Raw genomic sequence first — 13,775 nt, forward strand, 5'->3', positions numbered from 1 at the left:
ATGTGATTTTTCCCGCGAGCCCCAACCTTTGTCATGCCAGTGCATTCCATAGGAAGAACGCGCCGACGGCTCCGACCGCGCCACCGGCGGCCCTGACGGTGATCTTTCCCCAAGGCCACTGGTAGAGCAGTCCGATGACGATGCCGATGGCGTGCAACAGTCCGGTCGCGATCACGAAGCCTAGGCTGAAGAACAGGGCGTTTTCTCCGTGCGGCAGTTCGGCACCGTGCGCGTAACCGTGGAAGATCGCAAACACCCCGACCAGGATCGCCGCCGCAAACAGCGGCGGCCGGGTTTCGGTGAGGACGGCCGCCCCCAACAGGACGCCCGACAGGGCGATGCCAATTTCAACGCCGGGCATAGGCACGCCCAGAAGGCCGAGAATGCCGCCGAATGCCATGACGAGGGGGAACGTGATCGGCAGCATCCAGATGGCAGGCTTGCCCAATTGCGCGCCCCACAGGCCAACGGCAATCATCGCCACGACGTGATCAAGCCCAGTTATCGGATGGAGGAAGCCGGCGGTGAAACCCGACGCGCCGCCCCTCCCGACATGGGCCTCGGCGGCGCCGGCAGAGAGCAGGAGTGCCGTAGTGAAAAGTCCCATGCGATGAAGTGCTGAACGTCTCATGCCATTCCCCCAATCATCACCGCGATACGATCAATGGTCCAATAGGCGCCCAATATCCCGACCACATAGGCGGGCAGCAGTTCCAGGCTGCGCGGCAGCCTGATCTCGATCGATTTCAAGGCGGCGATGAGCAGGAGAATGAGCCCGACGAAGGCCAACTGGCCCGCCTCGACGCCCAGATTGAACATCAGCAGCGCAAACGGGATGTCGCCCTGCGGCAGGCCGAGCGCCGTTAGTCCGCTCGCAAACCCAAAGCCATGCAGCAGCCCGAAGGCAAAGGAGACGATCCATGGATGGCGAATCGTAAAACTCGTCTGCCCACCCCACACTCTGACGATCTCGGGACCGAGAAACAGGATGGACAGTGCAATCATCGCGTTGAGTGGAAGCGCCGGAACCGCGACCTTGCCCAGCGTCGCGACGGCGAGCGTGATCGAATGGGCGACCGTGAAGGCGGTGATCGTCTTCACCAGCATCCACCGCGAGCGGACGATGAAGAGCAGACCGAAGACGAACAGCAAATGATCGATACCGAGAAGGATGTGCTGGAAGCCACTCACGAAGTAGACTCTCGCCGCGGCAAGTGGACTGCGCGTGGCGGCGAAGTCGATCCATGGTTGGGAGGGGTGGATCATCGTCGTCTCGACGGTGCCGTCCAGCAGGTGAACGCGGACCAGCACATCTGTGATCGTCGCCTGCAGACCGACGAATTCTACACGCTTACCTGCAAGACCAGCGCCATCTGTCTCCACCACCCGCGTCTGGACAAGTGAATCCGGAAGGTCGCGCTGGGCCGGCTCCGTCACGTTGCGCACGCTGTCGGGAAACCGCAGAACGATCGGGAGCCGCATGCCTGACAGTATGGGCGTGCGCCAAACGACCTTGTAACGGTTAGCCGCCATCTGATCGATCTGAAGATAGGCGGGCCGTATCTCGTGGGCGACGGCGCTCGAGACGAACGTGACGGCTGCCACGACAGCACCAAGCAACAAACGCCAAATCGACATGGATAACATCAGCCGGGCGCTCATTGTGCTGACAACTCGATCTGGGTACCAGCACCGGTGGGAGCTTCCAGGTCCCGGAGGTCATCGGCGGTTACTGTCGGCAGGCTCACGACGTAGCGTGAACGCATCTCTCTGAGGGCGTTGTTCTTCACCTCGGCGTAACGCTCGTCGAGCCAGGCTGATTTGACGGCGGGTGCCACTTCCTCGAAGGCAGGAACCCGTCCGGGTTCGACGGAATCGATCCAGATGAGATGCCAGCCGTAACCGGACTGTACCGGCCCTTCCCACGATCCGGGTTTCAGGGTGAAGAGCGCCTTGGCGAAATCCGGTCCGAACTCCTTGGCCATCTGATCGGGCGTGGCGTCGCCGTAGTAGTTCCGGAACATGAACGGGTCGGCGACCGAAGCGACCTCCGGCGAGTCCGCAGCTTTGCCTGAGACGGAAGGGATGGCGGCTTCGGCAGCCTCGCGAGCGGCCTCGCCATGCTTGTCGAATGAGAAGTAGAGATGACGAAAGCTCAGGTGTGGCGAAAGCGCGAAGCGATCTGCACGTTTCGCGTACCACTCCTTGAGCTGAGTGTTATTTGGCTCGTCCAGCGTCGCCAGGTCGGCGGCCAGGAAGTCCATTTTCTGGGCCAGCCTGCGCTTGATGATCTCGTCGTCGCGATCAAGCCCGAGGGAGACGGCCTCGCGGAACAGGATCTCTTCGGTGACCTTCTGGTCCATCAGACTGCGCAACTCATCCGGCGTCGGCGCAGGCCGGCCCTGCGCCAGCCAAGTCATCGCAAGCTGACGGACGTCATCCTTCGTAAGACTGATTTTCTGCAGATCGACGACTTCCTTGGGTGTCGGGGTGAACAGGCGGTAGCCACCGAACACGACCAGGCCGATGACGACGAAGTGCAGCAGCGGTTCGCTCAGAAGCCGCTGCCAATTCTTTTTCGGGACGTCGGACAGAATCTTCATAACACTCCTATTGCCGTTGATCGGCGGAAGGACCTAAAGCTGCCTGAGCAGTGGTCAGCGGACTGCGTTTGAGATAGCTGAGTATCGCGAACTGCTCTGCGGGATCGCGGACCGCCTTCGATCTGATGATATCGACATAATCCGCGGTCGCATCCCAGGCCTCCCAATCCGCCAGTTCCATGGCGACGAATCCTGCCATCGGCTTGCGGGCCTTGATGAAGTAGCGATAGGCCTCGATCACCCGCCGGCGGGGAATGCTACCATCGGCTCCGCCATGGACGCTTAGTGCGAGAAGAGCCGCCTGGATTTCCGGCAAGGTCCGCTGGCGATCCGCGAAGAAGGTCGTCTCCAGCCAGTCGACGCGGCCTGCGCCACGCAATTCCAGATCCGCCGCCAGCAAGGCCGAAAGGTTGGTCGCGTCCCGTGTCGTCAACGCCGTGTCGATTTGCTGTTCAAGCGCGACGGCCGTGTCGGGGCCGCCTGCGATCCCCAGCAGCAACGTGTAGGCCGGACGTCGGGAGGCCAATGTCGGATCGTTCGTCCATGCCACGAGTTTGGCAGGCTCGAGCTGCGACTTGAGCAGCCGTGTGACGCCGTAGGGCGCGCGCGACAGCTCGCCATAAGCGATTTCCGCCACCAAAGGTTCAGGGCTTTGAAGTTGCGGCGCGATGACGACAATCCGTTCGCCCCATTCGGCGTCGGTCAGATATGAGGAAGTGAGGGTCAGTTGCGGCCAAATTCTTGTCGGCGTCTCTGCGCTCTGCTTCGTCTGCGCGAGTTGTCGTAGCCACCCGGCAAAGTCGATCGGCATTGCACCCAAACTTGTCCATTTCTCCGAAACCGTGTCGTGGAGGAGAAGCAAGGGCTTCTCGTCGAGTTTCGCCGCCTCTCCGTCGCCGACAGTCAGACCGTCCACGGATATCACAGCCTCGGCGACTGGGGTCGACAGTCCGGGCTGCACGACGACGTCGCCGACAGCGCCGTTCCCCTTGACGATTTCCATGACACGGAACTGTCCTTGCCCATCCACGGGAGCGGCTAACACCGCCTGATCTGCGGCGTCGAGCTTCTGGCCGGGCGTGACCGCCAGCCCCCGGAAGCAGATGGCACAGGCCTGCGCATCCCCGGCGAACGCCAGGATCACACTTACGATGCTCAAAAGCAGGCGGACGGATGCTTTTGTGACCATGGGATTCTCCATTACCTCCAGCCAACCGTCCAACCGCAGCCGACTGCGGTCGGCCGCGGTCAACGAAGGTTTCCGCTCAGAAAGGCGCTTTCTGCTGCTGCACAGGATCGAGCATCTGCGGCGTCGGAACGACTTCGTAGTTCGCGAAGCCGAACTCGTTGCTACGCGCCGCGTAGTACTTGTCGCCGAGCTTGTAGACGGTTGCCTCGTACGGGGCGTTGTTGAGGGTGGTGACGATCGCACCATCCTTGATGGCGTAGGCGGTGCCCTGCCCCGTCAGGCCTCCATGCAACACGTCCCCGATCTCGCTGGGCTTCGGGATCGAGCCGTTGACGTTGTTGACGAGCCGCTGGCCAGACGTGGTCCAGGCGATGTTGAAGACTTCACCCGTGACGTTGTTGCGGACCCAGCTCGACTTGCCGACGACGAGGTCAGTGAGTGCTTTGGTATCAAGCGCCGTAGCACCTTGCTGCTTTAGATCGGCCACGGTCGTGCCCTTATCGGCGGCAGCACGCAGTTGTTGGGTCGGGGTATACCAGATTGGCGAACTCCACGCGCGTTCCTGAACGGTCGCTGCGACATTGTCGGGAGGCGCAATGCCCAGTTCCTTCGCCTGAATAGTGGTCCAGCGTGGAGTCGGGATCTCGAGGGTGCGTAGATAGTAGAAGGCATCCAGGCTCGGATCGAATTCGGGGTCCGTCCACGAGCCCTTCAGTTCGACCGCACCAATGGAATTGGTGTAACTGGCGTCGGAGATGTTCACGGTGCTGCCGATCGGCGGAACGATGCCGGTGAATTCATCGGGCGTGCGGTTTCCGGCCCAGGCGACGTCGTAGACCTTCTCAAAGCTTTGGCCGTGCTTCGACCAGCCCTTGACGATCTGGATGCGGTCGAGATTTCCGGAGGTCGGATCCTTCACCGCCCAGACGGCGAACGAAGGCGCCTTTGCCTCTCCGAGAGGCGGCAGGTCGCCGCCCATCGGCACACCGCTGGCATAGGCCGTCTTGATCCAGTCGGCTTTGGCGACATCCTGCGCGGCAGGGCTTCCGAAGAACCTCACCTTGATGTGCGGACCGCTGGTCGCGAACGTTTCCTTGCGCTGCATGGCGTCGAAGAGCGAAGCGCGGGTGTTTTCCTCGGCCCAGACACCCGTGAGACCCGCGGGATTCTCAAGCCTGACGTCGAGCCCCGCGAAAACGTAGCCCGACATTCGCTGCTTGATGTCGCCGTCGTTGCGCACGTGGCCGCCGTAGAAATTGTCCTGGCGATAGGGCACGCCCGTATTGTGCGAATCCGAACCGCCGACGAAACCCGTCTTATAGGGATTGAATCCCTTCGCCTCCGCCATCGAGAGGCCGTCCTTGAGCGCTTGGCGTATGTAGCTGCCGGGGACGCTCGGGAAGCGGCCGGCGGGATCGCCGAGGAGGTAGGTGAGGATTTCAAAGTTGGCGAACTCGTCGTTGGGAGACAGGACCGGATGGGTCTCGGACGCGCCCTTGATCTGCTTGATTTCGCTCAGGCGCTCGTTACGGTCTCGCGACGCCGCCCAGGCGGCGTCGATGGGTCGGCCCTTCTCGTCGATGTCGGTAGGAAACATTTGGCCGTCAGAAAGATTGGCATTATGCGAGATCGCCAGAAGGTCGTTGCCTGCCTTGCGCTGGCCATCCATCCAGTTCCAAAGATCCGACGGGTCGCTTGAATCAATCGAACTGTAGGGTACTTCCGGGACCTTGGCGCAGTCGCGGAAGAAGACGTTGCGGTGCATGTTGCGGTTGTTCGGCGTCGAAGTCCATTCATACGAGCAGAAGGCGGTGAACTTGCCAGGCTCGTTCGCCTGATCAGCCATGTCGTTGTTCTGTTTCCAGACGGAGCCGGCGACCTGCGGGGATATCAGTTCCTTGATCGGGTCCTTGTCGACGATCGTGCCTCCGAGCCAGAGGTAGATGCGTGTGATATCGGCCGGGTCCTTGACGATCAGCTTCTGCGCGATCGGAAGCTTGCTGATTGCAGAACCTGGCGTGTTGGCAAGGGCGACGGTTCCGACATATTCGGAATGGTCGGTGACACCCATCCAGTCGAGCGGCGTCTCGATCCTGATGTCATAGCCGAGCGGATGCTTTATCGGCTCTCCTTTGGCATACCTATAGGCATCGGCGGGCGTGGTCTTCGTGTTGCCGAAGATGTAGGCGTCGAACGACCAGCCCGTGTGCACGTGCGTTTCGCCAAAGAATGCTTGCCTTTCCTGCGCCGACGCCGACGCGGCGAAGGCGAGAATGGTGGAGCTGAAGAGGATTGCTCTCATAGGTGTCCTGCGCATCGACCTTTATCCCTGTGGCTCGTTGAACGTCGGCAGTGAACAGAGGCTTCGCCCTCGGCCGGGATCGTCTTCGAACGACCGGGAAGCGCAAGTATGTTACAGTATCTTACGGTCAGACTCCCCGATGGCATAGTATCGCGACGCAAGAGAAGTCCGCCTGCCACTAGACCATTCTCTTATGGACGACGATCAGGTTCTGCGCTAGGTTGCATTCGCAAACGGTAATATGCGTTGCATCAGCGACGACCCTCAAGAGCGGGTGAGGTGCAGGCCGTGCAGAACAAGTTGCCATCGGGGGGCGAGGATGCGCCGTCTCTGTCTCGGCCTGAGCCGGCTCCGGGTGATATCCGTTCTCAACTCGACCGCATCATCGCCAGTCCCGAATTCCCCCGTGTCGGTCGCAGCGCCGCATTCCTGACCTACGTGACGGAAGAAGCGCTTGCTGGCCGTGCAGAGCGCATCAAAGGCTACACGATCGCCGTCGAAGTCTTCAAGCGCAGCGAAGCTTTCAAACAGGACGATCCGGTCGTTCGGATAGAGGCCGGACGTCTCCGGCGTGTGCTAGAACGCTACTATCTGATAGCGGGGCAGCACGATCCCGTAAGGATCGACATCCCGAAAGGTGGTTACGCGCCCTCCTTCGTCTGGAATGAAACGGCGGACGACGCCGTCGCCCACGATGTCGATACACACATCCCTCGACGGTCGAGCTTCGGGCTGCGGCGCCTGATGCCGCTCAGTTTTGGAGTTGGCGTCACGCTCGGCGTCGGCGTTGTCGCGATCGGCCTGTTCGCTCACCTGCTTCCAGGCCGGCCGAAAGTGTCGGCATTTCAGGAAGGCCCCACGCTCATCGTCGCTCCGTTTGCCGATCTCGGTGACGGGCCACAATCGGAACTCTACTCGGTCGGCCTGACCGAAGAATTGCTGACAGTGCTTCCTCGCTTCAAGGAGGTGCACGTGTTCGGACGGGAGACATCCAGATCGCTGCCGCCGGGCGTTCCTGCCTCGCAGGTGCGAGGGAAACTTGGTGCCCGGTTTCTGCTCGCGGGCGGCGTGCGTGTTTCAGGCAATCGCGTGCGGGTGACAGCACGCCTGGTCGAGACCGAGACCGACAAGATCCTCTGGTCCGCTACCTACGACGATGACACTCACATCCGCGACTTGTTCAGCATTCAGTCCGACGTGGCGAACAAGGTTGCGACTGCAGTCGCGCAACCCTATGGAATCATGGCCCAGGCGGATGCCGTCAATCCGCCTCCTGACGATGTTGGAGTGTACACCTGCACGCTGGGCTTCTACGCCTATCGTGCGCGGTTGACGGTAGACCAGCATGCGAACGTACGGAACTGTCTCGAGCACGCTGTGGAGCGATATCCGTCCTTCTCAACTGCATGGGCAATGCTCTCGATCATCTATCTCGACGAGGAACGGTTTCGGTTCAATACAAGGTCCGGCACGCCGGCGGCGGTCGAGCGCAGCCTAAGCGCCGCTCGGCGCGCAGTTCAACTGGACGCGGGCAACACGCGTGCGCTACAGGCTCTGATGACCGCGCTGTTCTTCAACCAGCAGGTCGCCGAGGCGTTGAAGGTCGGCGAACAGGCGTTGGAAACCAATCCAAACGATACTGAACTTCTGGGCGAGTTCGGCACGCGTGTAGCCCAGAGCGGGCAGTGGGAGCGAGGGGCAGCTCTACTGGATCGCGCGATCGAGCTCAATCCGGCTGCCGGGGGCTACTATCACGGAATGCGCGGCTTTGCAGCGTACATGCTTCATGACAAAAGGACGGCGCTCATCGAGATCAGTCGGGCGGACCTGCAGAAGTTCCCGCTGTATCATGCGGTTGCGGCGGTCATCTACGTGGACGCGGACATGATGGACGACGCGAGGCGCGAGGCTAGACGGTTCAACGAAATGCGTCCTGATTTCATTCCGAACATCGTCGCCGAGCTGAAATCGCGCAACTTCCAGCCCGCGGACCGGGCGAGATTGATCGCAGACATCAGGAAGGCCGGTCTGCCTGCGGTGGATGAAGTCGAGGCGTCGATGGTCTTGCCGAGAAAAGGGCCGCCGGTTTCCGTGCCCTAGACTGTGATCCCAAAGATCGCCGTCGCAGCACAGAACATACCAGAAGTTACGGGCGTTCCGTGCCTTCGGGAGATAGTTTTCTTGCCCGGAGCGGTTTTTTGGCTTCGGATGTGCTGGGGTTCAATTGAGGGCGATCGGTGGGCAGCATTGATGATGGGGTGGAGTCGGCTCCGAAGAGCTGGTTTCGTTGGTTCGTCGTAGGTGTCGTGTTGGTGCTGCTTCAAGGATGTGGTGGGCATCCGAAGAACGTGCTCACCCCGGTGACCGACACGTCTCCGCAGTCGCCGAAGGTGGACATGCTGATCGCCACGACCCGCACCCGTTCGACTGTGCCGGGTGAAATGTTCAATGGCGAACGCTCGCGAACCCCCGCCTTCGCCGACATGACGATATCCATTCCACCGAGCAAGGTGCGCAAGGAAGGACAAGTCGCCTGGCCGAAGAGATTGCCGCCCAATCCGGCGACCGATTTCGCCACCGTCAAGGCCGACGACCTCGATGTCGGAGAAGCCAAGAAATGGCTGAGCGCAAGCGTCCGGAAGACGCCGGACGGCAGCGTGCTCGTCTTTATTCACGGCTTCAACAATCGGTTCGAGGATGCGGTCTACCGCTTCGCCCAAATCGTCCACGATTCCGGCGTCCATAGCGCGCCCGTCCTGGTGACGTGGCCGTCGCGCGGCAGCCTGCTGGCCTACGGCTACGACCGTGAGAGCACCAACTACACACGCAACGCGCTGGAGACGCTCTTCCAATATCTCGCGAAAGATCCCGAGGTGAAGGAGGTGTCGATCCTTGCCCATTCGATGGGCAACTGGCTGGCGCTGGAATCCTTGCGTCAAATGGCGATCAGGAACGGACGTCTGCCCGCGAAGTTCAAGAACGTGATGCTCGCGGCACCCGACGTCGATGTCGATGTCTTCAGCCAGCAGATCGTCGACATGGGCAAGCAGCACCCACAGTTCACGCTCTTCGTTTCGCGTGACGACAAAGCACTGGCATTTTCGCGCCGTGTCTGGGGCGACGTCTCCAGGCTTGGTGCCATCGACCCGGAGCAGGCGCCCTACAAGAAGGAACTGGAAGACAACAAGATCATGGTCATCGATCTGACCAAGATCAAATCCGGCGACAGCATGAACCACGGCAAGTTTGCGGAGTCGCCGCAGATCGTCCAGCTCATCGGCCAGCGCATCTCCGAGGGGCAGACGCTGACCGACAGCCACGTCGGGCTTGGCGATCAGATCCTGGTGGCGACCACCGGAGCTGCGACCGCGGCGGGCAACGTTGCGGGGCTGGTGCTGGCCGCGCCAGTTGCCGTGGTTGATCAGGACACGCGCGACAACTACGCGACCCAAGTCGGAAGCCTGGCGGGTGCAAACACGACACGGTCGGCCGCCTCCGGGAGTTGCGATGGAACGCGACCGACGCCGAACTGCAAACGATGATATCGCGGACAGAGGATACGGTAACATACATGGTCATGGCGCGCTTTTTACAGCATGATTTCAATGGGGATGAAGACGGCGATTCGGCGCAATTCCGTCTCAGGCAAATGAGGGGATACATGCGAGTTCTATGGTTGCAGGCCGCCGCCTTGTGCGTCGGGCTAGGTGTCGCATCTTCGGCCTATACGGCGGATATCGCGCCGGGGATTCCGGAGGCCAAGGTGGTCCAGAGCGAAAGCGGCTGGACGTATACGGTCGCGCCCTACTTCTGGGCCGCGGGGCTCTCCGGAGACATGGCGCAATTTGGTTTGCCGGAAGTTCACATCGACTCCGACTTCGGCGACATATTGGACAACCTCGACTTCGCCTTCATGGCGGCTGGCGAAGCTCGGTACGACCGTTTCAGCATCTTTGCCGACATCATGTACACCAAGCTCGGAGCAGACGCGAACACGAGAAGGGGCATTCTGGCCGACAGTGTCGACGTAACCTCGAAGACCTTCGCCGGATTGCTCGGGGCCGGATATTCGGTACTCGAGAACCAGTCAGGACATCTCGACATCGTCGGCGGCGTCCGCGTCTGGTCGGTCGACACGACCATCAGCTTCAACGGGGGGCTGCTCGGCGGGCGTGAAGCGGACGACGGTGCGACCTGGGTCGACGCCCTCGTCGGTGTTCGGGGAAATTACTTCTTCACGCCCGAAGTCTACGTGACCGGCTGGGGCCTGGTCGGCGGCGGCGGCGCCGATGTCGACTGGGACGTCTCCCTGGCGCTTGGCTACAAGTTCACCGACACGATCTCGGCCGTCGCCGGCTACCGCGCGGTCGGTGTGAACTACGATAACGACGGGTTCGTCTTCGACGTCGTCGAGCAAGGACCGATCATCGGCGTGGCGTTTCACTTCTAGGCCGCAGTCTGCGTGACATCTGGGTTCGTTAATGGGGGTAGCGCAATGAAAGGCATGACCTATCGGACGGTGGTTGCTATCCTCGCGCTCGGGCTGGGAGCAGGAGTTGTCCATGCCCAGTCGAACGAAGACCTGGCGAAGAAGCTCTCCAATCCGATCGCCTCTCTGATCAGCGTTCCCTTCCAGTTCAACTATGATCATGGCTACGGCCCGGACGATGGCGACAAGGCGACGCTGAACATCCAGCCCGTCATTCCGTTCGCAATCAACGAGGATTGGAACGTCATCTCGCGCACGATCCTGCCGGTCACGTGGCAGAACGACATTGCCGGGCCGTCCGGAACGCAGTTCGGCCTGGGCGACATCACCCAGAGCTTCTTCTTTTCGCCTTCGAAACCGACGGAAGGCGGCATCATCTGGGGCGCAGGCCCGGTGTTCCTCATTCCTACGGCGACCGACGAGCTCCTCGGGACCGGCAAATGGGGCGCGGGACCGACGGCGGTCGTCCTTAAGCAGGAGGGACCATGGACGTTCGGGATGCTCGGGAACCACATCTGGTCGTTCGCGGGTCAGAGCGATCGGCCGGACGTCAGTTCGACGTTTCTCCAGCCGTTCGTCTCCTACACCACCAAGGACGCCTGGACGTTCTCGCTGAACACGGAATCCACCTATAACTGGGAGGCGAACGACTGGTCAGTCCCGATCAACTTCACCGTCGCCAAGCTGATCACAGTCGACAAACAGCCGATCAGCCTCACGGCGGGCATTCGTTACTGGGCGGACGCGCCGGACAACGGACCCGATGGACTGGGCTTCCGGGTAGCGCTCACGTTCCTGTTTCCGAAATAGGTCCTGCGGTCGCCAAGGCGGTCGATTACCAGCGAGTCCATAAGGGAGATCACTGATGAACTTTCTCAAATCGGCCGCCAGCATGCTCGCGACGATATCGATTTTAACGCTCGTCTCTGCTCCAATACTCGGCCCCTCGCCCGCGGAGGCGAGACGGGCGGCGGCCGCGTGCGGACCTAGAGGCTGCGCTGCGGCGGCCTGCGGACCACGCGGTTGCGCTGCCGGGGCACGAACAGCTCCTGCCTATCGTCCAGTACCGCGTGGCGTCGTGGTCGTCGCTCCCCGTCGCTACTGGAGGCCAGGCGGCGCGATCGCTGCAGGCGCCGCCATCGGTTTCATCGCGGGGGCGGCAGCGGCCTCGGTAGCGGGCACGCCTCCCAAGCCAGGATATTGCTGGTACTACACCACTCCTGCCAAGACGACCGGCTTCTGGGACGTATGCCCCTCGTAGTGCGACGGGGCGAAGCCCCAATGAAGACTTAGCGGGCGGGTTTCTGCTTCACCACCGAACTGGAGCGCCCCGGCCTCGCCGTCGGGGTTAGGAGCGAACACCGGACAGAGACGAGCTCGACATCGAAGTCGATTGATCTTCAACCGCGGAAGGAAACGCCATGAAGCGCATGTCCATCGTCATTGCCGCACTCGCGGCCATCCCCACCATCGCCCATGCAGAAGATCCGATCATCGGAAACTGGAAAACGGAGCTTGGAGATACCGCCGCGATCACGTCCTGCGGCGGCGGCTACTGCATCACGCTCAAGTCCGGCAAGCACGCAGGTAAGCAGATCGGCTCCTTCAAAGGCAGGGACGGCAGCTACGAAGGCCGGATCACCGATCCCGACGCCAACAAGACCTACGACGGCTCCGTGACGGTCTCAGGCAATGCCTTGAAGCTGAAGGGCTGCGTCCTGAAGGTCGTCTGTGAATCGCAGACTTGGCCACGCCTCTAAGACCGACACAATATCCGATGTGCTCGCGTTGATGAAAATCGAACCTTCGGCCCATCTATTCGTCATGAATTGAGAGGCAAGGGATCGGTGCCTTCGTTCAGGATTGCAAGATATCGTTGGTAGCTGAACACGCGGCCACGCTTGCGGCCGGTAACCTCATCAACGATACCCAATCGCTCTAGATCAGCAAGTGCGGCATTAACCGTTGGTGCGGAAAGACCCGTGATCTGAACAATCTGGTTCGCTGTGTGAAAAGGATTCTGCTGGAAAAGCTCGTGAATACGAAGGGCCGACCCTGCTCTATCGCTCTCCATCGTGATCCGCTCCCGATCTTCCTTGAAAAGATTGACGATCTGGGTCGCAGCCTCAAACGCTTGATTGGCAGTGTCGGCAACGCCGGCCAGGAAAAAGTCAAGCCAAGCTTCCCAGTTTCCATGCTCACGGACCTCTTGCAATAACCGATAATATTCTCTCCGATGGGACTTTAGATAGAGGCTGAGGTAGAGCAGCGGCTTTCGCAAAACCCCGTGCATGCAAAGATATAGGGTTACAAGCAGACGGCCGATGCGACCATTGCCATCGAGAAACGGATGGATCGTTTCAAACTGCACATGCAGCAGGCCAGCTTTGATTAGCGCCGGTAACCGCGATTGGTCGTCATGCATGAAGCGCTCGAACGCATCCAGGCAACCGGCCATTTCAGTGACGGGTGGCGGTACAAAGAGTGCGTTACCGGGGCGCGTGCCACCAATCCAATTTTGCGAGCGGCGGAACTCTCCAGGATCCTTGGTGCCTCCCCGCCCACTGTGTAGGAGCCTGGCATGCATCTCACGGATCAGACGCAACGACATGGGCAGCGTTTCCAGCCGCTCTAAACCATACATCATGGCGTCAACATAGTTGGATACTTCACGGATATCATCAACCGGCTGCCCGGCTTGAGCTTCGGTCTCAAACCGCAAGAGATCAGAAAGCGTCGACTGCGTGCCTTCAATCTGCGAGGAAAGAACGGCTTCCTTTCTCACATACATATAAAGAAACAGCTCCTGTCTCGGCAGCAGCATTGTGATACCATCCAAGCGTCCTAGCGCGCGCTCAGCCAAGCTGAGGCGCTCTAGCAATGAAAGCACATCAATCGCCGGCTCTGGCGGCAATGGCGGGGGCACGAACGCCCGCACTCTTTCACTGGCGGCGGCCGTCTCGACGAAACGACCCAGGCGGTTTTTGGATTCGGAATCAGACATAACCAAATATCAGCCGCGCCCCTTATTTAAGCAAGACGCATTTCATTTAATTAATCGACAGGCTTAGATAAGCGCGCTTAATTAACGCACCGACATTGAACTCCTGAGCTTTGATCCAGGCGACATCGGCGCCTAATACGATGAACGGGCGCCATTAGAAGTGACACGCCCGATACATCGTTTCTTAA

12 protein-coding genes are annotated in these 13,775 nt (G+C 60.5%); 6 read left to right on the forward strand and 6 right to left on the reverse strand.

Features of this window, described 5'->3' with window-relative positions; genetic code table 11:
* Nucleotides 1–31 precede the first annotated feature (31 nt).
* The 5 genes from NE852_RS31940 to NE852_RS31960 all read right to left on the reverse strand — a co-directional run bounded on the left by NE852_RS31940 (nucleotide 32) and on the right by NE852_RS31960 (nucleotide 6,109).
* Nucleotides 32–631 (reverse strand): HupE/UreJ family protein, encoded by a 600-nt coding sequence (locus NE852_RS31940; RefSeq protein WP_052034581.1) that lies wholly within the window; start codon nucleotides 629–631, stop codon nucleotides 32–34.
* Complete coding sequence (locus NE852_RS31945; RefSeq protein WP_008532944.1) at nucleotides 628–1,662, reverse strand: HupE/UreJ family protein; 1,035 nt, start codon at nucleotides 1,660–1,662, stop codon at nucleotides 628–630. Before NE852_RS31945 ends, NE852_RS31940 begins: the two co-directional genes overlap by 4 nt.
* Nucleotides 1,659–2,603 (reverse strand): peptidyl-prolyl cis-trans isomerase, encoded by a 945-nt coding sequence (locus NE852_RS31950; RefSeq protein WP_008532943.1) that lies wholly within the window; start codon nucleotides 2,601–2,603, stop codon nucleotides 1,659–1,661. The genes NE852_RS31945 and NE852_RS31950 overlap by 4 nt, the downstream gene beginning before the upstream one ends.
* Nucleotides 2,604–2,610: 7 nt before the next feature.
* Nucleotides 2,611–3,792 (reverse strand): hypothetical protein, encoded by a 1,182-nt coding sequence (locus tag NE852_RS31955; RefSeq protein WP_008532942.1) that lies wholly within the window; start codon nucleotides 3,790–3,792, stop codon nucleotides 2,611–2,613.
* A 76-nt stretch (nucleotides 3,793–3,868) separates the two neighbouring features.
* Nucleotides 3,869–6,109, reverse strand: coding sequence for a DUF3604 domain-containing protein (locus NE852_RS31960; RefSeq protein ID WP_258157060.1), 2,241 nt, complete (start codon nucleotides 6,107–6,109; stop codon nucleotides 3,869–3,871).
* 273 nt (nucleotides 6,110–6,382) lie between these two features.
* On the opposite strand from NE852_RS31960, the gene NE852_RS31965 reads away from it, so the two are divergent.
* From NE852_RS31965 to NE852_RS31990, 6 genes are all read left to right on the forward strand, one after another.
* Entirely contained in the window at nucleotides 6,383–8,194 is a 1,812-nt protein-coding gene (locus NE852_RS31965) for an adenylate cyclase (RefSeq protein WP_037174294.1), read from the forward strand.
* Nucleotides 8,195–8,406: 212 nt separating this feature from the next.
* A complete protein-coding gene (locus tag NE852_RS31970; RefSeq protein WP_037174308.1) occupies nucleotides 8,407–9,636 on the forward strand; it encodes an alpha/beta hydrolase in 1,230 nt (409 codons plus the stop codon).
* 119 nt (nucleotides 9,637–9,755) lie between these two features.
* On the forward strand, nucleotides 9,756–10,544 hold the full coding sequence (locus NE852_RS31975) for a hypothetical protein (protein WP_037174305.1): 789 nt from the start codon (nucleotides 9,756–9,758) through the stop codon (nucleotides 10,542–10,544).
* Nucleotides 10,545–10,598: 54 nt separating this feature from the next.
* Nucleotides 10,599–11,393 (forward strand): transporter, encoded by a 795-nt coding sequence (locus NE852_RS31980; protein WP_245270714.1) that lies wholly within the window; start codon nucleotides 10,599–10,601, stop codon nucleotides 11,391–11,393.
* Between the two features lie 55 nt (nucleotides 11,394–11,448).
* Nucleotides 11,449–11,844, forward strand: a complete 396-nt coding sequence (locus NE852_RS31985; protein ID WP_008532935.1) for a hypothetical protein — start codon at nucleotides 11,449–11,451, stop codon at nucleotides 11,842–11,844.
* A gap of 160 nt (nucleotides 11,845–12,004) precedes the next feature.
* The gene (locus NE852_RS31990) at nucleotides 12,005–12,343 is read left to right on the forward strand and encodes a DUF2147 domain-containing protein (RefSeq protein ID WP_008532934.1); all 339 of its coding nucleotides are present in this window, start codon (nucleotides 12,005–12,007) and stop codon (nucleotides 12,341–12,343) included.
* Nucleotides 12,344–12,405: 62 nt separating this feature from the next.
* Here the strand turns inward: NE852_RS31990 and NE852_RS31995 are convergent, their stop codons facing one another.
* The gene (locus NE852_RS31995) at nucleotides 12,406–13,587 is read right to left on the reverse strand and encodes a Fic family protein (protein WP_008532933.1); all 1,182 of its coding nucleotides are present in this window, start codon (nucleotides 13,585–13,587) and stop codon (nucleotides 12,406–12,408) included.
* Between the last annotated feature and the right edge of the window lie 188 nt (nucleotides 13,588–13,775).

It is taken from the genome of Rhizobium sp. Pop5, from assembly GCF_024721175.1.
In the GTDB taxonomy this organism is placed as follows: domain Bacteria; phylum Pseudomonadota; class Alphaproteobacteria; order Rhizobiales; family Rhizobiaceae; genus Rhizobium.

Bases quoted from the DNA above. Each gene is read 5' to 3' on its own strand.
- NE852_RS31945 (WP_008532944.1), bottom strand. From the start codon at position 1,662: ATGAGCGCCCGGCTGATGTTATCCATGTCGATTTGGCGTTTGTTGCTT.
- NE852_RS31950 (WP_008532943.1), bottom strand. From the start codon at position 2,603: ATGAAGATTCTGTCCGACGTCCCGAAAAAGAATTGGCAGCGGCTTCTG.
- NE852_RS31940 (WP_052034581.1), bottom strand. From the start codon at position 631: ATGAGACGTTCAGCACTTCATCGCATGGGACTTTTCACTACGGCACTC.
- NE852_RS31985 (WP_008532935.1), top strand. From the start codon at position 11,449: ATGAACTTTCTCAAATCGGCCGCCAGCATGCTCGCGACGATATCGATT.
- NE852_RS31960 (WP_258157060.1), bottom strand. From the start codon at position 6,109: ATGCGCAGGACACCTATGAGAGCAATCCTCTTCAGCTCCACCATTCTC.
- NE852_RS31955 (WP_008532942.1), bottom strand. From the start codon at position 3,792: ATGGTCACAAAAGCATCCGTCCGCCTGCTTTTGAGCATCGTAAGTGTG.
- NE852_RS31995 (WP_008532933.1), bottom strand. From the start codon at position 13,587: ATGTCTGATTCCGAATCCAAAAACCGCCTGGGTCGTTTCGTCGAGACG.
- NE852_RS31975 (WP_037174305.1), top strand. From the start codon at position 9,756: ATGCGAGTTCTATGGTTGCAGGCCGCCGCCTTGTGCGTCGGGCTAGGT.
- NE852_RS31990 (WP_008532934.1), top strand. From the start codon at position 12,005: ATGAAGCGCATGTCCATCGTCATTGCCGCACTCGCGGCCATCCCCACC.
- NE852_RS31980 (WP_245270714.1), top strand. From the start codon at position 10,599: ATGACCTATCGGACGGTGGTTGCTATCCTCGCGCTCGGGCTGGGAGCA.